The organism is Actinoallomurus iriomotensis (genome assembly GCF_030269445.1).
GTDB lineage: Bacteria > Actinomycetota > Actinomycetes > Streptosporangiales > Streptosporangiaceae > Actinoallomurus > Actinoallomurus iriomotensis.
Genome location: NZ_BSTJ01000001.1, coordinates 630,874 through 653,576 on the forward strand (window position 1 = coordinate 630,874; position 22,703 = coordinate 653,576).

28 protein-coding genes are annotated in these 22,703 nt (G+C 69.7%); 15 read left to right on the plus strand and 13 right to left on the minus strand.

The window, feature by feature from the left end:
• Window positions 1-55: 55 nt before the first annotated feature.
• Entirely contained in the window at window positions 56-373 is a 318-nt protein-coding gene (locus QSK37_RS02965; protein WP_285617330.1) for a hypothetical protein, read from the minus strand.
• A gap of 70 nt (window positions 374-443) precedes the next feature.
• On the opposite strand from QSK37_RS02965, the gene QSK37_RS02970 reads away from it, so the two are divergent.
• A complete protein-coding gene (locus QSK37_RS02970; protein ID WP_285617332.1) occupies window positions 444-1,307 on the plus strand; it encodes a LysR family transcriptional regulator in 864 nt (287 codons plus the stop codon).
• Here QSK37_RS02970 and QSK37_RS02975 read toward each other — a convergent pair.
• From QSK37_RS02975 to QSK37_RS02995, 5 genes are all read right to left on the minus strand, one after another.
• Window positions 1,277-2,248 carry a threonine ammonia-lyase gene (locus tag QSK37_RS02975; protein ID WP_285617333.1) on the minus strand — a complete coding sequence of 324 codons (972 nt, stop codon included), beginning with the start codon at window positions 2,246-2,248 and terminating at the stop codon, window positions 1,277-1,279. The genes QSK37_RS02970 and QSK37_RS02975 overlap by 31 nt on opposite strands.
• Before the next feature lie 43 nt (window positions 2,249-2,291).
• A complete protein-coding gene (locus QSK37_RS02980) occupies window positions 2,292-2,672 on the minus strand; it encodes a GNAT family N-acetyltransferase (RefSeq protein ID WP_285617334.1) in 381 nt (126 codons plus the stop codon).
• 160 nt (window positions 2,673-2,832) lie between these two features.
• Window positions 2,833-4,125: an SGNH/GDSL hydrolase family protein gene (locus tag QSK37_RS02985; RefSeq protein ID WP_285617336.1), complete on the minus strand. Its 1,293-nt coding sequence runs from the start codon at window positions 4,123-4,125 to the stop codon at window positions 2,833-2,835.
• Between the two features lie 65 nt (window positions 4,126-4,190).
• Window positions 4,191-5,579: a glycine--tRNA ligase gene (locus QSK37_RS02990; RefSeq protein WP_285617337.1), complete on the minus strand. Its 1,389-nt coding sequence runs from the start codon at window positions 5,577-5,579 to the stop codon at window positions 4,191-4,193.
• A 180-nt stretch (window positions 5,580-5,759) separates the two neighbouring features.
• Window positions 5,760-5,900 (minus strand): hypothetical protein, encoded by a 141-nt coding sequence (locus QSK37_RS02995; RefSeq protein WP_285617339.1) that lies wholly within the window; start codon window positions 5,898-5,900, stop codon window positions 5,760-5,762.
• Window positions 5,901-6,108: 208 nt separating this feature from the next.
• On the opposite strand from QSK37_RS02995, the gene QSK37_RS03000 reads away from it, so the two are divergent.
• Entirely contained in the window at window positions 6,109-7,725 is a 1,617-nt protein-coding gene (locus tag QSK37_RS03000) for a hypothetical protein (RefSeq protein ID WP_285617341.1), read from the plus strand.
• 8 nt (window positions 7,726-7,733) lie between these two features.
• On the opposite strand, the gene QSK37_RS03005 is transcribed toward QSK37_RS03000, so the two are convergent.
• Together QSK37_RS03005 and QSK37_RS03010 are read right to left on the minus strand one after the other, a co-directional pair.
• On the minus strand, window positions 7,734-8,933 hold the full coding sequence (locus tag QSK37_RS03005) for a glycoside hydrolase domain-containing protein (RefSeq protein WP_285617343.1): 1,200 nt from the start codon (window positions 8,931-8,933) through the stop codon (window positions 7,734-7,736).
• Between the two features lie 108 nt (window positions 8,934-9,041).
• Window positions 9,042-9,338, minus strand: coding sequence for an antibiotic biosynthesis monooxygenase family protein (locus QSK37_RS03010; protein ID WP_285617345.1), 297 nt, complete (start codon window positions 9,336-9,338; stop codon window positions 9,042-9,044).
• A gap of 65 nt (window positions 9,339-9,403) precedes the next feature.
• On the opposite strand from QSK37_RS03010, the gene QSK37_RS03015 reads away from it, so the two are divergent.
• The 6 genes from QSK37_RS03015 to QSK37_RS03040 are packed head-to-tail and all read left to right on the plus strand — an operon-like array spanning window position 9,404 to window position 12,988.
• Window positions 9,404-9,679: a DUF6703 family protein gene (locus tag QSK37_RS03015; protein ID WP_285580613.1), complete on the plus strand. Its 276-nt coding sequence runs from the start codon at window positions 9,404-9,406 to the stop codon at window positions 9,677-9,679.
• 51 nt (window positions 9,680-9,730) lie between these two features.
• The gene (locus QSK37_RS03020; protein WP_285617347.1) at window positions 9,731-10,618 is read left to right on the plus strand and encodes a metal ABC transporter substrate-binding protein; all 888 of its coding nucleotides are present in this window, start codon (window positions 9,731-9,733) and stop codon (window positions 10,616-10,618) included.
• Complete coding sequence (locus tag QSK37_RS03025) at window positions 10,615-11,373, plus strand: metal ABC transporter ATP-binding protein (protein WP_285617348.1); 759 nt, start codon at window positions 10,615-10,617, stop codon at window positions 11,371-11,373. The genes QSK37_RS03020 and QSK37_RS03025 overlap by 4 nt, the downstream gene beginning before the upstream one ends.
• Window positions 11,370-12,191: a metal ABC transporter permease gene (locus QSK37_RS03030; protein ID WP_285617349.1), complete on the plus strand. Its 822-nt coding sequence runs from the start codon at window positions 11,370-11,372 to the stop codon at window positions 12,189-12,191. The genes QSK37_RS03025 and QSK37_RS03030 overlap by 4 nt, the downstream gene beginning before the upstream one ends.
• On the plus strand, window positions 12,188-12,556 hold the full coding sequence (locus QSK37_RS03035; RefSeq protein ID WP_285617350.1) for a Fur family transcriptional regulator: 369 nt from the start codon (window positions 12,188-12,190) through the stop codon (window positions 12,554-12,556). The genes QSK37_RS03030 and QSK37_RS03035 overlap by 4 nt, the downstream gene beginning before the upstream one ends.
• Window positions 12,557-12,598: 42 nt before the next feature.
• Window positions 12,599-12,988 carry a hypothetical protein gene (locus QSK37_RS03040; RefSeq protein ID WP_285617351.1) on the plus strand — a complete coding sequence of 130 codons (390 nt, stop codon included), beginning with the start codon at window positions 12,599-12,601 and terminating at the stop codon, window positions 12,986-12,988.
• Here QSK37_RS03040 and QSK37_RS03045 read toward each other — a convergent pair.
• Complete coding sequence (locus tag QSK37_RS03045; RefSeq protein ID WP_285617352.1) at window positions 12,969-13,706, minus strand: SDR family NAD(P)-dependent oxidoreductase; 738 nt, start codon at window positions 13,704-13,706, stop codon at window positions 12,969-12,971. The genes QSK37_RS03040 and QSK37_RS03045 overlap by 20 nt on opposite strands.
• A gap of 84 nt (window positions 13,707-13,790) precedes the next feature.
• Here QSK37_RS03045 and QSK37_RS03050 point away from each other — a divergent pair, with 84 nt between their 5' ends.
• Together QSK37_RS03050 and QSK37_RS03055 are read left to right on the plus strand one after the other, a co-directional pair.
• Window positions 13,791-14,444, plus strand: a complete 654-nt coding sequence (locus tag QSK37_RS03050) for a TetR/AcrR family transcriptional regulator (RefSeq protein WP_285617353.1) — start codon at window positions 13,791-13,793, stop codon at window positions 14,442-14,444.
• 971 nt (window positions 14,445-15,415) lie between these two features.
• Window positions 15,416-15,745, plus strand: a complete 330-nt coding sequence (locus QSK37_RS03055; protein WP_285617354.1) for a MerR family transcriptional regulator — start codon at window positions 15,416-15,418, stop codon at window positions 15,743-15,745.
• Window positions 15,746-16,115: 370 nt separating this feature from the next.
• On the opposite strand, the gene QSK37_RS03060 is transcribed toward QSK37_RS03055, so the two are convergent.
• Window positions 16,116-17,345 carry an MFS transporter gene (locus QSK37_RS03060; RefSeq protein ID WP_285617355.1) on the minus strand — a complete coding sequence of 410 codons (1,230 nt, stop codon included), beginning with the start codon at window positions 17,343-17,345 and terminating at the stop codon, window positions 16,116-16,118.
• Window positions 17,342-17,650, minus strand: a complete 309-nt coding sequence (locus QSK37_RS03065) for an FAD-binding protein (protein WP_285617357.1) — start codon at window positions 17,648-17,650, stop codon at window positions 17,342-17,344. The genes QSK37_RS03060 and QSK37_RS03065 overlap by 4 nt, the downstream gene beginning before the upstream one ends.
• A gap of 93 nt (window positions 17,651-17,743) precedes the next feature.
• On the opposite strand from QSK37_RS03065, the gene QSK37_RS03070 reads away from it, so the two are divergent.
• From QSK37_RS03070 to QSK37_RS03085, 4 genes are all read left to right on the plus strand, one after another.
• A complete protein-coding gene (locus QSK37_RS03070; protein WP_285617359.1) occupies window positions 17,744-18,337 on the plus strand; it encodes a helix-turn-helix domain-containing protein in 594 nt (197 codons plus the stop codon).
• 209 nt (window positions 18,338-18,546) lie between these two features.
• Window positions 18,547-19,152, plus strand: coding sequence for a hypothetical protein (locus QSK37_RS03075; protein ID WP_285617360.1), 606 nt, complete (start codon window positions 18,547-18,549; stop codon window positions 19,150-19,152).
• Window positions 19,153-19,297: 145 nt separating this feature from the next.
• Window positions 19,298-19,747, plus strand: a complete 450-nt coding sequence (locus tag QSK37_RS03080) for a hypothetical protein (RefSeq protein ID WP_285617362.1) — start codon at window positions 19,298-19,300, stop codon at window positions 19,745-19,747.
• Window positions 19,748-19,844: 97 nt separating this feature from the next.
• A complete protein-coding gene (locus tag QSK37_RS03085) occupies window positions 19,845-20,447 on the plus strand; it encodes a TetR/AcrR family transcriptional regulator (RefSeq protein ID WP_285580633.1) in 603 nt (200 codons plus the stop codon).
• Here QSK37_RS03085 and QSK37_RS03090 read toward each other — a convergent pair.
• Window positions 20,440-21,231, minus strand: coding sequence for an isoprenyl transferase (locus QSK37_RS03090; protein WP_285617365.1), 792 nt, complete (start codon window positions 21,229-21,231; stop codon window positions 20,440-20,442). The two genes, QSK37_RS03085 and QSK37_RS03090, sit on opposite strands and share 8 nt — an antisense overlap.
• 15 nt (window positions 21,232-21,246) lie before the next feature.
• On the minus strand, window positions 21,247-22,032 hold the full coding sequence (recO, locus tag QSK37_RS03095; RefSeq protein WP_285617367.1) for a DNA repair protein RecO: 786 nt from the start codon (window positions 22,030-22,032) through the stop codon (window positions 21,247-21,249).
• 125 nt (window positions 22,033-22,157) lie between these two features.
• Here recO and QSK37_RS03100 point away from each other — a divergent pair, with 125 nt between their 5' ends.
• Window positions 22,158-22,598: a hypothetical protein gene (locus QSK37_RS03100; RefSeq protein WP_285617368.1), complete on the plus strand. Its 441-nt coding sequence runs from the start codon at window positions 22,158-22,160 to the stop codon at window positions 22,596-22,598.
• Window positions 22,599-22,703 lie beyond the last annotated feature (105 nt).

Consider the following 22,703-nt stretch of genomic DNA (forward strand, 5'->3'; position numbering starts at 1 on the left):
GGCCTCCTTCGGTGACCAGAGGCACTGTGTTCCTTGATTCGCTCGCTCCGCTCACTCATACGAGCGGTTCGTGGTTCGCCCAGGCGACCTTGTACGGGTGCCGCGACTGCCAGCGGTCGATGACCTCATGCAGGCCGGGCGCGGTGAACGCCTTCGCCAGGGTGTCGGTGTCGGCGACCGCGACCTGCACGATCGCAGTCGCGATCAGCGCCGGAATGGCCTCCTCGCCGGGGATGGGGATGTGGCGCCGGGCCGCGACCGACTGCACGAGACCGGTGTCGAGCATGACCCGTTCGATGTCCGCGAGATATTGATCGAGCTCGGTGTCGGGCAGCGGCTGATCGAAGGAGACGATCATTGTGTGGTTGACCATGCTCTGATTCTTGGGGACGCAGCCCGCCGGTGTCCAAGACAAGTCCGCTCTGCATCGATAACCTGGAGGCATGGTTGAACTGGAGACCCGCGAGCTGGAGTACTTCATCGCGGTCGCCGACGAGCTGCACTTCGGGCGGGCCGCCGTCCGGCTCTCCATCGCCCAGCCGGCGCTGTCGAAGGCGATCCGGCGGATCGAGGCCCGGCTCGGCGTCCCGCTGTTCGTCCGCTCCAGCCGGCACGTCGAGCTCACCCCGGCCGGAGCGGCGTTGCGCGAACACGGGCGGCACGCGCTCAACGCGGTCAGCGCCGCCGTACGGAACGCCCGGCGCGCCGGCGATCCCCAGGCGCATCTGCGGCTGGTGCTCAAGCCCGGCGGCGACGCCGGCCTGCTGTCCGGAATCCTGGCCGCGTACTCCCACGAGCCCGACGCCCGCCGGGTGGACATTCTGTTCAGCGGTCCCGCCGACCGCACCGACTTCCTACGCGACGGCCGCGCCGACGTCGGCCTGCTCTACGTGCCGTTCGACGACCTCGACGGCCTGGCCCACGAGACGCTGCACACCGAGGACCGCGTGGTCATCGTCCCGTCCGGGCACCGGCTGGCCGGGCGTGCCGCGGTGCGCATGTCCGACCTGGAGGGTGAGACGCTGCCGCGCTGGAAGGGAGTCCCCGGAGGCGACGGCACCGGTCCCGAGGTCGCCGACGTGGTCCAGATGCTCCACATGATCACGGTGAGCCGGATGATCGGGGTGCTGCCCCGCTCGCTGGTCGAACCGGTGCCGGCCGGCCTGGTCTGCGTCCCGGTGACCGACGCGCCGCCCAGCCGCCTCGTACTCGCCTGGAACGAGCGGGACCGCCGGCCGCTGGTGGCGTCGTTCGTGGCCGCCGCGCTGGGCGATCGTCAGAGGGTGGCCGCACCGACCCAGCGGTGATAGGCGTCCACGTCGACGTTGCTGCCGCACACGATGCTGACCACGTGCCGGCCGGCGAAGCGGTCGCGGTCTTCGAGGATCGCCGCGACGCCGAGCGCGGCCGACGGCTCGACGACGAGGCCCGCGTGGTCGAGGAGCATCCGCATGCCGGCGATGATCGACTCCTCCTTGACCAGGACGGCGTCGTCGGCGACCAGGAGGAGGTCGTCCAGGACGGCCGGGATGGGACACCGGCCGGCGACACCGTCGGCGATGGTGTCGGCCGAGTCGGTCGTGACGACACGCCGCCGGCGCCAGGAGTGTGTCATCGCCGGTGCGCCCAGCGGCTGGACGCAGATCACCTCGACGTCGGGCGCCAGGGCCTTCACCACGTGGCCCACCCCGGTGGCCATCGCCCCGCCGCCGAGAGCGATCAGTACGGCGTCGAACGACGGCGCGGCGTCGACGAGTTCGAGGCCGATGGTCGCCGCGCCCTCGCAGGTCTCGATGTCCAGGCTGTCCTCGACCAGCCGGATGCCGTCGTGCCGCGCGATGTCCGCCGCCCGCTCGCGAGCCAGCTCGTGGTCGCCGTCCACCAGCTCCAGCCTGGCGCCCAGCGCACGGATGCGATCAAGCTTGGCCACCGTCGCGTGGCGGGATGCCACGACGGTGACGTCGAGCCCCCGGCCGCGACCGGACCAGGCGAGGGCCTGACCGAGATTGCCCGCGCTGGCGCACACCGCGGCTCGCGAGCCGTTGTCGGCGAGCAGGCTCGCGACGAGCTCGGTGCCGCGCCCCTTGAAGCTGCGGACCGGGTTCGCCGTTTCGAGCTTGATGCTCACCGCGCACCCGAGGCCGGGCTCCAGCGCCTCACAGCGGTACAGCGGAGTGTCGAGGAAGACGGGATCGATCATCCGGCGAGCCGCCCGGATCCGACCAGTGTCGAGACGCGTCTGCTGCACGAGACAGCAGCGTAGTGCCGGGTGCCATCCCGCCGCCCGGCGGTCAACGCGCGTAGCGGTAGTACACGATGTCCTCGAAGTCGGGAGTGGGATCGAGGAGTTCGAAGCCGGCGGAGGTCGCGCACCGGCGACTGGGGTGGTTGCCGGCGTCGATGCCGCAGTAGAACGCCCGGACGTCGCGGAGGCCGGGGTGGGCGAGCACGGTGGTGATCGCGGCTCGGCCATGGCCCTGGCGCCGGCGGGCCGGATCGACGAGGCAGATCAGGGCCATCGAGACGCGTGCGTCCCCGCCGGAGAGCAGGGGGCCGTCCGGTCCCTCACCGCGGTAGGTCACCCACCGGTCGTAGACGTCGCCGCCGATGTACGCCGCGGGCCGTCCCGAAGCGTCGTACGCGACCCAGCCGTACGACCGCAGGACGGTCATGCCGCGAAAGCCGGTGCCGGGTCGCTCGCCGAGCAGGCGCCGCTCCCGGTGGATCCACGAGCGGTCGCCCAGCCGGCGCCGGACCTCGGCGTCGTCGAACCAGTGCTCGATGACGCCGGCGGTCGCGGCGGTGAGCGGACGCAGTTTCAGGGCACGGTCCTCACGTGGTCGTCGCGGAGCGGGCGAGCAGGGGCAGGGAGATGCTGTCCGCGATGGCCTGCTGGCCGGCGATGTTCGCGTGGATGCCGTCGCCGTTGTCGTAGGACGGGTTGATCGCGTTGGGGTGCAGCGGGTCCTTGATGACCTGGTCGAAGTCGAGGACCTCGTCGCAGTGGCCGCTGCAGTCGTTCCACCGGTGCACGAAGCCGTCGACCGTGTAGCGATGGAGGTTCATCTGGTCGGTGTAGATCGGCCGGGCCGTGATCGGCGTCACGTACACCTTGATCCCGGCCTGCCGCAGGCGCGCGAACACGGTGTCGTAGCTGCGCAGGATCTGGTCCGCGGTGCAGTCGTCCTGCAGGTCGTTGGTGCCGTAGTAGTAGATCACCGCGGTCACGCCGTGGAGCGCGAGCACGTCGCGGTCCAGGCGCGCGGTGCCCTCCAGGCCCCTGACCCCGGCGGGCTCGTTCGCGCACTCGGGTGAGCTGGTGGTGCCGCCGATGCCGGCGTTGGCGATGGCGACCTGCCGGCGGGCCGGCAGTTCCTTGACGACGCGGCGGGCCAGCTCGTCGGTCCAGCGCCGGTTGTCGCCCGTGACGGTGCATCCCGGGCCGCAGTTGGTGCTGCCCGTACCGTCCACGACCGAGCTGCCGTAGGCCACGATCGTGCCTCGCAGGTGAGTGTTGTGGACGTCGACGGCGCTGACGAGGTAGGTGGAGCCGACCTTCCGGGTGTACGCCGCGCCGGAGGCGTCGCCGACGTGGTCGCCCGCTCCGGCCTCCGTCACGTAGTTGTCCCGCAGGGCGGAGGCGTGCACGCCCGGCGTCGCCTGGCCGGCCACGTACATGCTCACCGCGATGTCGTCCTGCGGTCGCGTCTCGATCCGGATCGGGTCGCTCCACGCCTCGCCGCCCGGCGCGACCGTCACCGAACCGGTGGACCGGTGGTTCGGGCCCGGGAACGTCGCCGGACGGCTGCCGCCCACGATGGCGGCGCCGGTGCCGCTGACGGCCACGGCGACCGCGTCGACGGTGAGCGGAGCGGTGCCGAACTGGTTCTGGACGCGTACCCGCAGCGCGTCGCCGCCCTGGCTGAGATGGGTGATCATGCGGACCGACTGGTCGTTCAGCGTGGTGCCCGCGAGGCCTTGCTGGGACTGCGCCCACGAGGTGAACCAGTCACCTCCGCGGGACCCGCCGTCCGCGCTCGCGGATCCGGTGACACCGAGGGCGGCGGCAAGAAGAACACCGACCGCCACGGCGATCGGTGTTCTCCCTCTGCGCGTTCGTCTCATGACTTACAACCGTACGTTTGTCATGACACGGCGTAAAGCGCGTCAAAACCGCATTAAAGGACGGTTCAGCAGCCGAGGAGGCGGGTGGCGAGGAAGGCCTCCACCTGGTCGAGGCCGATGCGCTCCTGGGCCATCGAGTCGCGCTCGCGCACCGTCACGGCGTTGTCGTCGAGCGTGTCGAAGTCGACGGTCACGCAGTACGGCGTGCCGATCTCGTCCTGGCGGCGGTAGCGGCGGCCGATCGCGCCCGCGTCGTCGAACTCGACGTTCCAGTTGCGGCGGAGCCGCGCGGCCAGGTCACGTGCCTTCGGCGACAGGTCGGCGTTGCGCGACAGCGGCAGCACCGCGACCTTGACCGGCGCGAGGCGGTGGTCAAGGCGCATGACCACGCGCTTTTCCATCTTGCCCTTGGCGTTCGGCGCCTCGTCCTCGCTGTAGGCGTCCATCATGAACGTCAGCACGCACCGGTCGACGCCCGCCGCCGGCTCGATCACCCACGGGACGTACCGCTCGTTCTTCTCCTGGTCGAAGTAGGACAGGTCCTGCCCGGAGTGCTTGCCGTGGGTGGACAGGTCGTAGTTGGTGCGGTTCGCGACGCCCTCCAGCTCGCCCCACTCGCTGCCCGGGAAGTCGAAGCGGTACTCCACGTCCACGGTGCGCTTGGAGTAGTGCGCGAGCTTCTCCTTCGGGTGCTCGTACAGCCGGAGGTTCTCCTTGTTGATGCCCAGGTCGACGTACCACTGGAAACGGGTGTCGATCCAGTACTGGTGCCATTCTTCGTCGGTGCCCGGCTCGACGAAGAACTCCATCTCCATCTGCTCGAACTCGCGCGTACGGAAGATGAAGTTGCCCGGAGTGATCTCGTTGCGGAACGACTTGCCGATCTGGCCGATGCCGAACGGCGGCTTGCGGCGCGCGGCCTGCTGCACCAGCGAGTAGTTGATGAAGATGCCCTGCGCCGTCTCGGGCCGGAGGTACGCCAGGCCGGACTCGTCCTGCACCGGGCCGAGGTAGGTCTTGAGCAGCCCGTTGAACATGCGCGGCTCGGTGAACGCGCCGCGCGTGCCGCAGTCGGGGCAGACGAGGTCGGCCAGACCGTTCTCGGGGGCCTTGCCGTGCTTGGCCTCGTACGCCTCGACGAGGTGGTCGGCGCGGTGCCGCTTGTGACACGACTGGCACTCGGTCAGCGGGTCGGTGAACTCGCGTACGTGGCCGCTGGCCTCCCAGACCTCACGGCCGAGGATCACGCAGGAGTCGAGGCCGACGACGTCGTCGCGGCCCTGCACCATCGACTTCCACCACTGGCGCTTGACGTTGTTCTTCAGCTCGACGCCGAGCGGTCCGTAGTCCCAGGACGCCCGCAGCCCGCCGTAGATCTCGCTGGAGGGGAAGACCAGACCTCGGCGCTTGCTGAGGTTGACGATGGTCTCCATCACATCGGAACGACGGGCCATGAGTGATCTCCATCCGGCTGGCGGTCGGCGGTTTTCCGCGAAATACGACGTATGGCGCCCGACCTCACCGACCTGCGGTGACGGTCTCGGCGCCCAGGATCAGCTTAGGACACCACCGGTGGTGCCACGCCCCGAAAACGCCTCGTGGCGCCACTGGAGTGTCATCGCGCACCACCGGCGTCAGACCGTGGCCACCAGCAGGTCCTCCCCGCTCGCCGGGCGAAGGCCGTCCGCCCGGCCGGCGAAGTAGCGCTCGGCGAGCGAGGAGCCCGCGACGTGCCGTACGTCGGCGAAACCGGCGGCGCGACCGGCGGCCGGCATCTCCGCCCCACGCTAACCCCCGGCGGTCCGGGACCCCTCCCGCGAACAGTCGGTGAACGGCCACCCGACGCCCTTCGCCGACCCGGTCGCCTCATCGAAGTCAGCCGTCAGCCCCCCGTCAGCGGGGGCCGGTACGCTCCCCTCGGCGGCCATCGAACCCCATCGCCAGATCCGGTGGCGGACAAGGATCACGGCTGTAGGAGCAGAGTTGAAGTCTTCTTCCACGGTGGTGTTCGATTCGGCGGCGCTACGCCGGGCCGCTTCGGGGATCGATCTTCTGCTCTCGCGGGTCGCGGGTTTCGAACAGGCCGCGGGTCAGGCGGCCGGATCACTGGCGGAGACTCATCCGTGGGGGCTGCTCGGCGAGGTGTACCTGCGCGAGGGCTGCACCTCGATGATGAACGGTTTCGGCGAACATCTGCGGCACATGAACGATGCCCTGACGGGTGCCCGGGACCGCATCGCCCGCTCGGCGGACACCTACTCCGCCGCCGGAGAATACTGCCTCGACGTGCTGAATTCGGTGCGCGAGGACCAGGCGGCGGCTTCCGGCGCGCTTCGCCAGCTCAACCCGGCATCCCGTTTCTACAACGAGCATCGGATCCTCAATGGCGCGATGATAGCGCTGCCTTATCCACTCGGTTCCCTCGGATCGAGCACGCTGGACGGCGTTCGCTTCATTGGTGACCTGACCAGCGGCGACCCCTACAACATCAGCACCGACCTGGCCAACCTCGGCGCCGACGCCACCCAAGCCCTGTTCGAGATCCCGCAGGCCCTGATCTGGATGTCCCGCAACCCACTCGACTATCTGGTCCAGACAGGGATCACCTTCCTGCTGAACGCCTTCTACTGGACGAAATATCTGGCGGACTGCGTGACCGGGGACCCCATCGCCACCGGCCAGGCCGCCTACAACTACGACAGCCTCGCCCAAGGCTGCCATCAACTCGCCAAGGACCTCACCACCGCGCTCAACGCCAGCCTCGCCAATGGAAACTGGCACGGATCGGCGGCGGACGCCGCGCGTGACCGGCTCACGATGCTGCGGGACGGAATCGACGACACCGGGCGCAATGCCGATCAGATCGCCTCCCTGCTCCAGCTCACCAGCTCGATCATGGGAGCCGTCGAAGGCATCGTCAAAGGAACCATCGCCGGCGTCATCTTCTGGGCGGTGAAGTACTGGATGGCGGCGCAACTCGTCGCCGCGGGAACGGGAGGCACCTCGGAGATCGTGGTCGTCGCGAAGATACACGAGGAGTCGGCCGAGGCGGCTACGCGGCTCGGCAGGCTGATCAAGCGCGTGGAAACGTTCCTCGCCAAGGTGGCCGCGCTCCTCAGACGCCTGGGCAGATCGCTTCAGAACACGGAGAAACGCGCCTTCACAGCACTGCGAAAGTCGCCATGGGGCGAGAAGTTCCTGAACCACAAGAGAGGCGGCCAGCAGCCCCTGAACCGGATGCGCCAGGACAACGGCCTCGGCAAACACGCCGTGCTCGAACCACGCGATGTCCGCAGAAGTATCGGGATCGCGGCGAAAGAGCAGCCACGCATCCGGTTGTACGACGAATATGGGCTCGGTAGGTACCGTGTCGACATGAACGGAGAACTCTATCCGGGCGGCCGGTCAAAGACGTCACCGGTGAGATATTCCCTAAAAATCCACGAGCCCGACAAGATGACGTCTAATTACGCGGGCGTGGTCTTCTGCACGGCGCGTTCCGTACTTCCGTTCGGGCGCGCGATTCAATACAAAGTCCGTGCCGATGACGCTCCTCCGGGCGCCACCATCGACCGCGAACTCGACGCCCTCGACCTCTGAGGCATGCCCTAGCCGACGTAACCGTCGACCGCGTCGCTGTCGATCTTCAGTTTCACGCCGCCGTGTTTCTCCACGTGGTCGCCGCGGAACTGTTTGATCCGGCGGTGGTCCGCCCACCATGCCTCGTCCATGAGGCGGTCGCCCCACACGTTCGGCCTGCGGTCCCAGTGGGCGAACCAGACGGTCTCCGGGCGGCTGATGCCGTCCGCCTCGGCGACGTCGCGGATGCCCGACGCCACGCTGCTGTACAGCCCCGGCACGTAGTCCAGGGCCCGGACGCCCCTGGTCCACGAGTCCACGAACGTCAGCACCGCCTGCCGGCACCAGGGCCTGCGCCCGTACGCCTCCAGGTCCATGTAGATCGGCGTTCCGGCCGGCAGGCCCAGGGCCGCGGCGCGGTTCGTCGCGTCCACGGCGGAGAGCTGGCCGGCCAGGGCCGCGGTCGACGGGGAGAAGCGCGGGTGGGAGGAGGTGCACGGCGCCTGCGGGCCGACGTACGTCGGGATCAGCCGCCAGCCCATCGCCCGTACGGCCTCCACCCAGTGGCGGGTCAGCCGCCCGTCCGGGCAGGCGCGCGCCGGGCCGCCGATGTAGATGTTGGCCGCGAGGAAGTCGTCGCGCCAGGCGCGCATCGCGGTCAGTGACGGCGCCGAGCACGTGTCGAAGCCCGCGCCGGTCACCCATCGGCGGCGCCGGTCGTCGGCGCGCCGCTCCCCCGCGGGCGTGCCCGTGCCAGGGGTCGCCGGGGCGATCCCCGCGATGAGCCGCCGCAGGTCCGCGGCCCCGGGTTCGGCGCCGTACGAGCCGGTGATCAGCACCCCGGCGGCCGGGACGGCGGCGCGGATCTCCCTCGCCGTCGTGTCGGTCACCGTCACGGCGGGCATTCCGGCCACGGACGACCGGGGTACGGAGCCGAGCATGCCCGTGGCGAACGCGGCCGTCTGCTCGGTGAGCGGCTCGACGTGCAGCGCCTCCGTACGGCCGACCACGTGCGCCGGGCAGAGCTGGTTCGCGCCCGCCGGGCCCAGGTAGAGCGCGTGCCGGTCGTAGCGCACGCACTCGGTGGAGCCGGGGCCGAGACGGTACACGGGCCAGCCGGCGGGCACGGTGATCCGCAGGCCCCGGTAGTCGACGGTCGTGTCCGCGTGGGCGGCGGGGGCGGGGACGAGCGCCGCCAGAAGGCAGGCGAGCAGGCCGGCACGTCGCATCGCGTCTCCCCGTGGTCGTCGTCCCGGCCATGATCGGCATGGGGACCGCCGGGAGACGGGAGCGCGCGGCGTACTTGTGCGGTCTTTCGGGTGGAGTCGCCCGGCTCTTTACCCGGCGCGCTCGGCCTGCTCGACGATCTCGTACGCGCCCGCCTCGTCGATGGCGAGGCGGGACAGCGGGATGAGCGCCAGGCGTACCTCGTAGTCGCCGAGGGCACGGCGGTAGAAGCCCGCGCCCTCCCAGTCGGTCACCATCGCCCACAGTTCGGGGTCGTCGACGGCGTGGGCGAGACGCCCGGACAGGTGACCCGGGCTGCCCTCGATGGCGCGGAGCACCTCCTGGGCCGTACGGACGAACTCGTCGGTCTCGGCCGCGGACACGCGGTAACGGGTGATGGCCAGCACGCGTCCATGATGCCGGACCCGTGGCGCCGCTCACACCGGTGACCTGGATACGACACCATGGAGGGGTGCCATCGAAATCCTCGGTCCGCCGGCAGAGCGCCGTCTTCCTCGTCTACGTGAACCAGTTGCCGCGGTGGGTGCCGCTGGTGCTGCTGCCGGCGCTGCTGATCGCGGGGCTGGCGCTACCCGGGGCGTTCGGGGCGGTGGCGCTGGTGCTGCTCGCGATCGTCATCTGGTTCCTGTTCATGGCCTCGCCGACGCGGAACGCGTCCCACCGCGTGATCCGGTTCGCGGTGCCGCTGGTCATCCTCGCCATCGCGGTCGCCAAACTGGTCTCCTGACGACATGGCGTGATTTTGACAATCATTTTCATGTTCACCCATACTTGTTCGGTGCGTTCCCGAATCCTGCCCATCGCGCTCGCCGCGCTGCTCGTGGTCTGCGGATGCGGGGCGAGGGCGGGCACCGGCGGGAAACCCAGGCTGACCGCGGCGTTCTATCCGCTCGCGTGGCTGGCGGCACAGGTCGCCGGTCCGGGCTTCTACGTCCAGAACCTCACCAAGCCGGGCGCCGAGCCGCACGACCTGGAGCTGACGCCCCGGCAGGTGATCGACGTCGGCGAGTCCAAGCTGGCCTTCTACATCAAGGGCGTGCAGCCGGCCGTGGACAAGGCCGTGCGCCAGCACGCCAAGAACCACTCGCTCGACGCCGAGTCCGTGGTCACGACGCTGCCCGCCCCGCAGGACGAGGCGAACGACGGCGCCGCCGACCCGCACCTGTGGCTCGACCCGTCCCGATTCGCGACCGTCGCGACCGCGCTCGGCGAGCGCCTGGCCCGGATCGACGGCGAGAACGCCGCCGGCTACCGCGCCCGCGCCGCCCAGGTCGTCGCCCGCCTGAACGCCCTGGACGCCGAGTTCCGCACCGGGCTGCGCGCCTGCGCGCGCAAGGAGATCGTGACCGGTCACGCCGCCTTCGGCTACCTGGCCGCGCGCTACGGCCTCACGCAGGTCGGCATCGCGGGCCTGGACCCGGAGGCCGAGCCGTCGCCGCAGCGCATCGCGGAGATGACCCGCCTGATCCGGCGTACTGGCGCGACCACCGTGTTCACCGAGACGCTGGCCAGCCCGAAGACCGCCGACACGCTCGCGCGTGAGGCCGGGGTGCGCACCGAGGTGCTCGACCCCGTCGAGGGCGTCCGGCCGGGCTCCCACGACGACTACTTCTCGATCATGCGCCGCGATCTCGCGACGCTCCGAACCGCTCTGGGGTGCTCATGACGACGACCCCGTTCTCCCTGACCGGCGGCGAGGTGCGGTACGACCGCCGCTCCGTGCTGCGCGGCATCGACCTGACCGTACGTCCCGGCGAGGTCGTCGCGATCATGGGCTCGAACGGCTCCGGCAAGTCGACGCTGATCCGCGCGCTGCTCGGGCTGATCCCGCTGTCCGCCGGGCGGGCCGAGCTGTACGGCGTGCCGCCCGCGCGGTTCCGCGACTGGAAGCGCATCGGGTACGTCCCGCAGCGCCTCTCCATCGGCGGAGGGGTGCCCGCCACCGTACGCGAGATCGTGGCCTCCGGCCGGATCGCGCGGCAGTCGCGGCTGCGCCCGTCCTCGGCCGCCGACCGGCGCGCGGTGGACGAGGCGCTGACGGCCGTCGGCATGGCCGACCGGGCCCGCGACCCCGCCCAGGAGCTGTCCGGCGGCCAGCAGCAGCGCGTGCTCATCGCCCGCGCCCTGGCCGGCGAACCGGAGGCGTTCGTCATGGACGAGCCGACGGCCGGCGTCGACGCCCGCAGCCAGGAGACCCTGGCCGCCACCCTGAGCGAGCTGGTCGGGCAGGGCCGCACGGTCGTGCTCGTCGCGCACGAACTCGGGCCGCTGGAGCCGCTGATCACCCGGTCGGTCGTGCTCGAGGCGGGCCGGATCGTGCACGAAGGCGTCCCGCCGATGCCGCAGGGCGAGTGCGCGCGTCCCGGCCACGACCACGTCCACCCGCACGCCTCCGCGTCCGAACCCCGGCTCCTGTCATGATCGAACTCCTGTCGTACGACTTCCTGCGCCGGGCGCTGATCGCGGCCGTGCTCGTCGGCGTCGCCGCCCCGGCCGTCGGCACGTTCATCGTGCAGCGGCGCCTGGCGCTGCTCGGCGACGGCATCGGCCACATCGCCCTCACCGGCGTCGGCCTCGGCCTGCTGACGCGCAGCTCCCCCACGATCCTGGCGCTGGTCGTCTCCGGCCTGGGCGCGGTCGCGATCGAGCTGCTGCGGGTGCGCACGCGCACCGGTGGCGACGTGGCGCTCGCGCTGCTGTTCTACGGCGGGCTGGCCGGCGGCGTGCTGTTCGCCAACCTGTCCGGCGGCAGCGCGAACCTCAACAGCTACCTGTTCGGGTCGATCAGCAGCGTCAGCCCCGGTGACCTGTGGGTCGTGGCGGGGCTGGCCGTCGCCGTCGTCGTCATCCTGGCCGTTTTCGGCCGGGAGCTGTTCGTGCTGTGCCAGGACGAGGAGGTCGCGCGGGCGAGCGGCCTGCCGGTGCGGTTCCTGTCGCTGCTGATCGCGGTCACGGCGGCGCTGACGGTGGTCGTGGCGATGCGCGCGGTCGGCCTGCTGCTGGTGAGCGCGCTGATGGTGGTGCCGGTCGCCGCCGCGCAGCAGCTCACCCGCGGATTCCGGGCGACGATCGGGCTGGCCGTGGTGGTCGGCGTCGTGGCCGCCGTGGGCGGCCTGTGGGTGTCGGTGGACGTCGACATCGCCCCCGGCCCCACGATCGTCCTCCTGGCGATGGCCGTCTTCCTCGCCGCCGTCGGGACTGGAAGACTGATCCGTATGCGCCGTACGGAGGGCTCATGACGGGCCGACGGGACGACGTGCGCCGCGCGTTGTCCACCACGGATGGCTTCCGCAGCGCGCAGGACATCTACGCCGACCTGCGGGCGGCGGGTTCACGCATCGGCCTGACCACGGTGTACCGCGCCCTCCAGGTGCTCAGCGACTCCGGCGAGGTGGACGTGCTGCGCACCGACGAGGGCGAGGCGGTCTACCGGGCGTGCCGCACGGACGAGCACCATCACCACCTGGTCTGCCGCGTCTGCGGCCGTACGGTGGAGATCGAGGGCCCGGCGGTGGAGAAGTGGGCCGAGGCGATCGGCGCCGAACACGGCTTCCGCGACGTCACCCACACGGTCGAGGTCTTCGGCACCTGCTCGAACCACTGACCGATCCGGGTCGCGGGCCCGGACTGAGTAGATTGACCGGGCGTGAGGTCAGTCGCGATCGTCGTCCTGCTGGCCGGAGGCATCACCGGCTGCTCTTCCCGCTCCCCCGCCCCGTCGGCTCACCGGACGTCGCTGTCTCCGGCGCCGCGCGCCACGTCGGCCTCGGAGGTCGCCGGGGAGGTCCTGCCGGCCGGAGGCATGTGGCCGGGCCATGTCTTCCGCCCGAGGACCTCGACCCTCGTCGTTCTGTCCGCCACGGGCAAGGTCATCCGGCGCGTGACCGTCACCTCCGGCATCTTCCGCCTCACTCTGCCGAAGGGCGCCTATCGGATCGGCGCCCACACGGACCGGTTGTGGTGCGGGCCGCTGCAGGCCGTCTCGATCCCGCGGACGACCGCGGCTCCGCTGCGCTTCAGCTGCTCGATGAAGTAGCGTCCCCGCTCAGCACGTTGAAGGTGGCCTCGGGGCGGTCGCGTTCGGTGTACAGGCGCCAGGCCTCGGCGGCGATGGCGTCCGGGTTCAGGGACCGGACCTCGCCGTAGCGGTCCGGCTGTGACGTCACCATCGTGTGAATGTCGCCGCGTTCGATCAGGCCTCCGATGGTCAGGGTGCCGGCGTACACCCCGCTTCCGGCCAGGGCGGCGTGCAGGGTGAGGGCGTAGTTGCGCAGGGCCGCGGAGGCGAGCGCCAGGGGACCCAGGGCCGGCATCGGCACCACGGCGCTCAGGCCGCCGGCGAACAGCAGCCCACCGTCGCCGCGCTCGGTCATGCCCGGCAGGACCTTCTCCACCACGTCGACGGCCGGGTACACCCAGCTCATCGCCTCCCGTACGGCGTCGGAGCCGGTCCGGTCGATCGGCACCGGCCGCGCCGACGGGTCGACCGCGCCCGGGCCGTAGTAGACGACGTCGACGCTCCCGTGGCGGTCCGCGATCGCGTCGAGGACGGACCCGAGGCGGTCGCGGTCACGGACGTCGGCGGTCAGGGCGGACGCCTCGACGCCCGCGTCCGCCAGGGCGGTGAGGTAACCGCCGTGCCTCGTGTCGCTGCGGGACACCAGGGCGACGGCGTAGCCCTCCCGGCCGAACCGGTGCGCGATGGACATCCCCAGACCCGGCCCCACACCCAGGACGACGGCGGTCTTCGTCATGGCACATCCCTCCGAAGCAGAAACTTGAGGGGACCCTCAAGTTGCTCGGAACGCTAGCATAGAAGTTGAGGCAACCTTCGAGTTATGGGACGAACCAGGAACATGCAGCCGCAAGCCAGGCATCTACGGGCGGACGCCGCGCGCAACCGCGACAAGCTGCTGAACTCCGCCGTTCAGGTCTTCGGCGAACGCGGGCTGGACGCACCCCTGGAGGAGATCGCCCGCCGAGCGAAGGTCAGCATCGGCACGCTCTACAACCACTTCCCGACGCGGCAGGACCTCGTCGACGCGATCCTGCCCGAGCGGCTCTCCGACCTGGAGCGAATCACCGCGGAGGCCCTCGCCGACCCGGATCCATGGGAGGGTTTCGTCCGGTTCCTGGGCGGCCTGTTCGAACTCCAGGCGCGCGACCATGGGCTCAACGACGCGCTGGCCCGGCGGTTCCCCGACGACTCGGCGGTCGGCGCGGCGTGCCGGCGGGGGTTCGCGCAGGCGGAGGTCATCGTCGGGCGGGCGCGTGAGAGCGGACGACTGCGCGCCGACTTCGAGACACGCGACCTCGTCCCGCTGATGTGGGCCATGTCGCAGGTGATCCGGGAGTCGATGGAGGCCGCTCCAGAGGCGTGGCGCCGCCATCTGGCGTTCGTCGTCGACGGGCTGCGAGCCGACGCGGCCCGTACGATCGCGGTTCCGCCCCTCACCGACGATCAGCTGGAAAAGCTCATGCGAGGCCGGTGACGCACGGTGGCGTCCCGGCCTCGGTCAAGCGATCACGCGGCTGGGCGCAGATCATCCTTCGTCAGCCGCTCGATCTCTTCCGGAGTGGCGACACGCCGGTAGGTCCACGGCTGTACCTGGACGGGCTGACGACGGATACGAGCGAAAACACGACGCAATTGAGACATGACAATATCCAGCGAGGTCTAGCCGGAAGGATTTACACCTTATTATCGCACGTCACCCTGGCTTCCCCGGTCACCGGGGGGGTGTGTCGCACCGGTGTTTTCGGTCCGTTGACGGAGGACGCTGCCGCATCTCTGACAACGTGCGTTCCGGCCGGAAGATTCCCTGCTTCCCTCGTCCGCTCGGCGCCTTCACCACCTCCCGGGGACGGAGGCGTGACGGTCGCCTCACGATCTCCCGGGCCCGGTCCGCGGCGAGGTCGGCCTCACGTTCGAGCTCCAGCTCACTGACTCCATGAAGGAGAAAATCTCCTGTGACCGAGGTAGACATTCGCCGGTGGGATGGGTAGTGTTCCTGGTGTCGCAAGCGAAGAGAACATCGCAGAGACACGGGAGATGACGAACTGCCCGTGAGATGAAGAGCAAGACGTCAGGTGCGCTGGGGCCGAGTAACGGTAAGTGGCTCCGGGCGGTGACGATGAGGCCGTCGGACGCGCTGGGGCGAGCTTCGCAGGTCCCAGAAGGTCCACGGCCAAAGGAAAGGTAAGAGGAAGATCAGAGGAGAAGGGGAGGGTCATACGCCGTCGGATCGCCCGCTACTGGCTGTGTTTCGCCGGGCGGGTACCGCAGTTCCATCGGAACGAGAGGTGGTCTTCGGTCACGCTTACGCGATCCCCGCACTATCTGCCTTTTCGGGCCGCTGGTGCGGATACGACAAGCCGGCGTCATCGCCGGTAGATGGTGTTGATTCTTGAACCCTGGGCCCCGGTGCTACGGCACCGGGGCCCTCATGATGTGGAAGGTGCGATGGATCCAGCCCAGCAGCCCATGCCGGACAAGATGGCCGACAAATTCGATGACGATGACTACCCCGCCTACACCATGGGCCGTGCCGCGGAGATGCTCGGCACGACGCCGGGATTCCTGCGCAGCCTGGACGAGGCGAAGCTGATCACGCCGCAACGCTCGGCCGGTGGTCACCGCCGCTACTCCCGCTACCAGCTCCGCCTGGCCGCCCGCGCCCGCGAACTTGTTGATGAGGGCATCGGCCTGGACGCCGCCTGCCGCATCATCATCCTGGAGGACCAGCTCCAAGAAGCACAACGGCTCAACGCCGAGATGCGCCAAGACCACTGAGCACGCCAAGGTCCGCCACCGAACCGCGACCTCCGGTCTGTTACACCGAACGGCGTGGCGGCCCCGCCCGGGCTGCGGGGTTTCGCAGCCCGGGCCGGCGTCCCGGCCATGAGGCAGCGCCTCGACCGTCGAGGGGCCCACTCGCCCCGGTCTTCCGCCCTGCTCGCTTCACCCCAGCTGTGGCCTCGTGTATTAGGGACCGAGCCGACGTGGTCGGCCAGGGTGCGTGAGTGAAGTGGTTGGCCGGCGCGCCGTGCTCGAACCGGTGGTGAAGCCCCCGGTTCGAGCACAACCTCGCCGCACCATCCCCGGTCGTCCGGGCCGCCGCCCGCGACCAGACCGGACGTACGCACCGGCGGAGCTGCCTGGCTCAGCCCGGCGAACTCAGCCCATTCACCGTCATCCGCGACCGGCGGCGAGAGAACGCCCGGTCGAGAAGGACGATCGGCACGATGCCCGCCGCCAGGCCGGCGCCGATCCAGGTGACGGAAGTGATGCCTGCGCCGGCGTTCAGGGCGACCCCGGCGAGTGCCGGGACGAGGCTGATGCCGAGCTGGAACGCTGAGACGGTGGTGGCTCCGGCGAGTGTCGGCGCCGTTGATGCGATGGCGAACACCCGCCCGTAGATGGCCGGGTTCAGCACGAACCCAGCGATCCCGAGGAGGAGAACGAGGGGGATGACGGCCAGCGCATACCGGGCCAGGATCGCGAGCAGGACAGAACTGGCCGATATCCCGAGCGCTCCGGCCAGGAGTGCCTGAGAGGGCCGGCGGTCGGCGATCCTGCCTCCGACGGACAGCCCGGCGAAGGCACCGATGCCGAACAGCGCGAGGACGGCGGGGACCCAGACGCCGGGGATACCGGTGATGTCGGTCAGGAACGCCGCGAGGTAGTTGAACGAGATCATGTAGGCGGCGGTGCTCAGGACGGTGGCAGCGTAGACCACCCACAATTGTGGTCGCCTCATGGCGTGAAGCTCACGCCGTACGCTGGGCTCCTGCCCCGCGCTCGTCGCCGGCATCGCGAGCAGGCTCGAGATCGTACCGGCGGCGGTCAGGGCGACCACGCCCCAGAATCCGCCCCGCCATCCGGTGAAGTGACTGAGCAATGCGCCTGCCGGGCCACCGGCGATCATAGCCAGGCTGAGGCCGCTGACGACGACGCCTGAGGCGCGTGCGGTGTGATCGGGTGTGACGAGGCCGATCGCGGTGACCGCTGCGACCGCCCAGTACCCCGCATAGGCGAGGCCGCAGACGAAGCGGGTGGCCAGGAGCACGGTGTAACTGTCGGTCAGAAGGCCGATCGTCACCGCGGCGGCGAAGACGGCCTGAGTGGTCGCCAGCGTGGCGCGTCGCGGCCAGCGCAGCGTCATGATGGCGAAGGGAGGTCCGCCGATCACGACACCGACGGCGAATGTCGAGATCAGCGCGCCGGCGGAGGACAGGCTGATCTTCAGGTCGTCGGCGATCTCCGGCAGGACTCCGGCCAGCAGGAACTCCGCGCTGCCCATGGCGAACAGGCTGAACGCGAGCAGGTAGACGCCAAGTGGCAGCCTCCCGCCAGAGACCGGCACCTGCTGCTGTGCGGTGCCGGCGCTCACCGGCCATCACCCGCTACCGCGGCGCGGCGCTGTTCGACGGCGTGGTCGACGTCTTCGTCCAGCAGGTCGGTGTTGATGGCGAAGGCGGCGGCCAATCCGTCGCGGGACAAAAAGCCGTACATATGGGCGGCGGGCGCGTTGCGCGGCTCGCCGGCATCGAGCACCACCACCTTGCGGCGGGCCCGCTCCGAAAGCAGGGCGGCGTTCAGCCCGGCCGCTCCGGCTCCTACCACCACCACGTCGAGAACTCCGTCATCGGCAGTGCGTGGTGCGCTGCCGTTCGGGTCGTTCGTCGCCTTGATCACATTGATCACCTCCGCGCCCGATGGTGTGCGCCCCGGTGGCGAACCGACAACTTCCGTTGCTGTTTCTGGGACGCAGGAGGTGAAATGAGCGGTATGGACGAGCAATCCCCGATCGCCACCACGCTGGCCCAGGTCGGCCCCCGCCTCAAGCGCATCCGCACCGAACGCGGCGTGAGCCTGTCCACGCTGGCCGAGGCCACCGGCATCTCCAAGAGCACGCTTTCCAGGCTGGAGACGGGCCAGCGCCGCCCCAGCCTGGAACTCCTGCTGCCCATCGCACAGGCACATCAGGTGCCGCTGGACGAACTGGTCGGGGCGCCCGAGGTCGGCGATCCCCGGATCCGCTCGAAGCCCCGCATTCGCAACGGCCGCACGGTGATCCCGCTGACCCCCCACCCGGGACCCCTGCAAGCCTGGAAGTCGATCATCCCGGCTGAGCAGAACCGGCCCGAGCCCTGCACCCACGAGGGTTATGAGTGGCTCTACGTGCTGTCCGGACGCCTGCGGCTCATCGTGGCCGATCACGACCTGATCCTGGGATCAGGGGAGGCCGCTGAGTTCGACACCCGCCTGCCCCACTGGTTCGGCCCCACCGGCGAGTCTCCCGTCGAGGTCCTCAACCTGTTCGGCCGCCAAGGAGAACGCATGCACATTCGCGCCAGCCCACGCCCTCGGCAGGCGTCCTGAGCGAAGACACCTTGTCGGGATCGCCAGTCCCGGGCAGGCGATCCGTCGCTGCCGTCGGCACTGTTGGCGGCGCCGGATTTCCGGTGCGATAACACTGCCTACCGGCCCGTGATGGGGGCCGATGGAGTTGTTGCAGCGCTCGACAGGGGGCATTCCGAATTCCGGTGAAGTGTTCGTCGGTTCGGGCGCGGCGGTGTTTCAATCACCGCGTGTCGCTGTTCGACGTCGTCCTGAAGAATTTCCTCAAGCGCCCCACGGCGGTGGAACAGGTCGCGAAGGACGTCTCCCACGCCCCCGCGCCGGAGGTCATCGCCCGGACCACCGCCGCCCAGCAGAAGCTGGACGCCATTGTGGAACAGGCTAAGGCGCAACACGGTTTGTCCCGTGCGCTCCTCGACCAGTACGCCCCGGCGATGACCGAGACGAAGCGGGCCGTGGACGGCGCGCGGAAGACGGCCGGCTCGGCGGGGGCCCTTCACCCCTTCTACTACTCGTCCGGACTCGTAGGCGACCCCCGGCTTCCCCGCAGCATGCAGGTCGAACTGAGTAATCATGGCAAGGCGGCCGAAAAGGCAATCGACATCGCAGGCCGGGTCGAACAGCACCTCGACCGGGCTGACGGCCTGCTCTTCAAGGCGGGCTCCACCGAACTCCGGAGCGTCGGTCTCTCCCTTGACACCGGCGGACTCCGCGAGGCCCGCGCCGAACACCGCCGGCTGACCGAGGCCCACGACGAGTTCAACTCACAGGCGAGAAACAACTACGGGCACATCTTCGGGGATAACGCGAGAATCTACGAAACGCCGAAGGACTGACCCAGGGGGCCACCCCCCGGTCCCACCCGCCCAGCGGACTCCGAAACGACGGGCGAATGATGTGTGTCAATCCCTTGTCCTGGTGGCGGCCGATGACTGGCTGGCTGTACAGTCAACGTTCTTCCCAAGCGAATGGAGCACACACATGGCCGCACGTGACTGGGCCGTCAAGAAGGCCGCCTCGAAGATCCTCGGGCCGGACGAGAGACTCGTGGCCAGTTGCATGGCCAACCTCCCCGGCACGCTGAAGCGTGAGGGCTACTACTCGGCGTTGCAGAACGTCGTCGGCATCCGGTTCGTGGACGTGGCGGCGGAGGGCGGGCTGCCGCCCAAGATGAACCTCGCGGTCACCGACCGGCGGGTGCTGCTGTTCGAGCAGTCCATGCTCGGCCGGGCCAAGGACCTCGTCGCCGAGATCCCGATCGCCCAGGTCGCCGAGGCGCGGATGCTGGAGTCCGGCCGCGCGCAGGTGTCCGTCAAGGTGTACAACTTCGCGATCACCTTCCAGGGCGGTGTCGACCTGGAGCTGGAATCGGCCGACAAGGGCGGCGTCAGCAACGTTGTCGGCGCCATCAACGGCCGGGTACGCGCCTGACCCGTGCGCTTTCGTGGCGGCAGGCGAGGACAATGGGATCCGTCATCGATCTCCGGGGGTTCGCTTGTCGCCACGTTCGGCTCAGGTCAACCGCGAAATGCGTGAGCAGTCACAGCAACGGATCCTGGAAGCGGCTCTGATGGCATTCGCCGAGCGCGGGTACGAGGGCACCACCATCGCCCAGATCGCCGAGCGGGCGGGGGTCGCCCGGGGCCTGGTGTCGTACTACTTCCCGGCCAAGGAGCAACTCCTCCAGGCGCTGCTCGGCCAGGCGCTCGACGCCATCCTCGCGCTGACCGACCCGGCCGAGGGCGAGGACACTCCCGACCTGCGGCTCGCCGGCATCATCGACCGCACGCTGGAGTCGGCCGCGAATACCATCGGCGTGCAGCGACTCGTGCTCTGCCTCATGCTCCAGCCCGGCACGCGCGAGATCTTCGTCGGCGTCGAGGCCGCCAAGGCCGACGCCGTCGAGGAGTTCGAGCGCCGGCTCCAGGAGATCTTCGCCGCGCGCGGGGCCGAGGACCCCGCGCTGGAGGAGGTGCTGTTCCGCAGCGTGCTCGAAGGCGTCATCTTCAAGGTCGCGGTCTATCCCGAGACCTATCCGCTCGCCGCCGTCCGGCACCGCCTGCTGACGATGTACGGGCTGCCGGCCGGCGATCCGCCCGACGAGCCCGTACGTCCCCTCCGGGCTACTTGACCGCCGCGGTGACCTCGTTGGGGATGGCGCCCCCGAACCTCCGGTCGCGGCGGGCGTACTCCTCGCACGCCCGCCAGAAGTTCCGGCGGTCGTAGTCCGGCCAGAGCACGTCCTGGTAGACGAACTCCGCGTACGCCGACTGCCAGACCATGAAGTTGGAGCTGCGCAGCTCCCCCGACGGCCGCAGGAACAGGTCGACGTCGGGCACCTCGGGCCGGTAGAGGTAGCGCTGGAAGACCTTCTCGTTGACCTTGTCGGCCCGCAGCTTGCCGGCCTGCACGTCGCGGGCGATCGCCGCCGCCGCGTCGGCGATCTCGGCCCGGCCGCCGTAGTTCACGCAGAACTGCAGGGTCAGGACGTCGTTGTGCTCCGTCATCCGCTCGGCGTCCTCAAGCTCCTTGATGACGCTGCGCCAGAGCTTCGGCCGCCGGCCCGCCCACCGCACGCGCACTCCCATCGAGTGGAGCTGGTCGCGGCGACGGCGGATGACGTCGCGGTTGAACCCCATGAGGAAGCGCACCTCGTCCGGCGAACGCCGCCAGTTCTCGGTGGAGAACGCGTACGCCGACAGGTACGGCACGCCCAGCTCGATCGCACCCATGATCACGTCGAAGAGGGCGTACTCCCCCATCTTGTGACCCTCGGTGCGCGGCAGCCCCCGGTCTTTGGCCCAGCGGCCGTTGCCGTCCATGACGATGGCGACGTGATTGGGGATCAGCTCTTTGGGCAGCTCCGGCGGTCGTGCTCCGCTCTCGTGCGGATCCGGCGGCTGTACGGCCCTCATAGTGCGGTTCTTCTCCTATTCGATGACGGCATCCCGCAATGGCTCCTCGCGTACGGGCGACTCCCGCGCGGGCGACTCCCTCTCGACATGACGAAGGGAACGGATGCCGTGCTCCAGATGCCATTGCAGGTAGGCGGCGACGAGGCCGCTGCACTCTACCCGGTGGCGGGATTCGCTGGCGTCGGCACGCGCCCAGTCGCCGCGGAGCAGGGCGATCATCAGCCCGACCGTCGCCTCCGCCGGGCTGGCCGAGCCCGGCGGCCGGCAGGACCCGCACACCATGCCGCCCGCGGCGATCGCGAACGCCCGGCCCGTACGCTCGCCGCAGCGCGCGCACTCCTCCAGCGCCGGGGCGTACCCCGCGATGGCGAGAGAGCGCAGGAAGAACGCGTCGAGGACCAGGCGCGGGTCGTGCCCGCCCTCCACGAGGGTGCGCAGACCACCGACGACGAGGAGGAACTGCCGCAACGCCGGCTCCTTCTCGACCGGGGTGAGCTTCTCGGCCGTCTCCAGCATCGCGGTGCCGGCGGTGTAGCGCGGGTAGTCGAGGGCGAGGCGCTCGCCGTACGGCCGCAGTGTCTCGGCCTGCGTGACCAGGTCGAGCGAGCGGCGTTCGTACAGCTGAAGGTCGACGTGGGTGAAGGGCTCCAGCCGCGCGCCGAAGCGCGACTTGGTCTTGCGCACGCCCTTGGCGGCGGCGCGGACCCGGCCGGTGCGCCGCGTGAGGATCGTGATGATGCGGTCGGCCTCGCCCAGCTTCTGGGTGCGGAGCACGACGCCCTCGTCACGATAAAGACTCACCCGCCCATTGTCCCGCACCCTGCGGCGCATCCGGACGTGAAGGGCTGCGATGATCACGGGAACGGCGCACAACGCCCGATCGTCGAATTCTTCGGATCCCATCCGGTATGACTCAAGGGGAAGACGTGACCTGTTTCTTCGACGCCTCACACGGCCCCGGCAACCAGCAGATCACGTGGTCGCCGCAGTGGGGCGCGCCACGTCCGGTGCTCGCCTGCCCCGCGTGCGCCCAACGCTGGATCGAACACCTGCAGGGCCACGGCTACCCGCAGCAGGGTTATGTGCAGCAGGGGTACCCGCAGCAGGGATACGTGCAGCAGGGCTACCCGCAGGACTATCCTCCGCACCGGCACGGCTACGGCGCTGGTGCGGTGGTCGCCGCGGGCGCGGCCGGTTTCGTCGGCGGCATGATCGTCAATGAGATGTTCGACCACGACGAGGTCGTGGTCGAGCACCATGTCGACGTGATCGAAGAGCACGTCGACGTCATCGAGGAGCATGTCGACGTGGTCGAGGTCGTTGATGACTACGGCGACTACAGCGGCGACTCGGACGGCGGCTGGTAACAACCTTCGACTACAGACTCTTTGTAGTTGATAATTAACAACCAGTGACCACATGCGGACGGGTGGACAGTGGTGTGGATCACATGCCTCGTGCAAATGTGCATC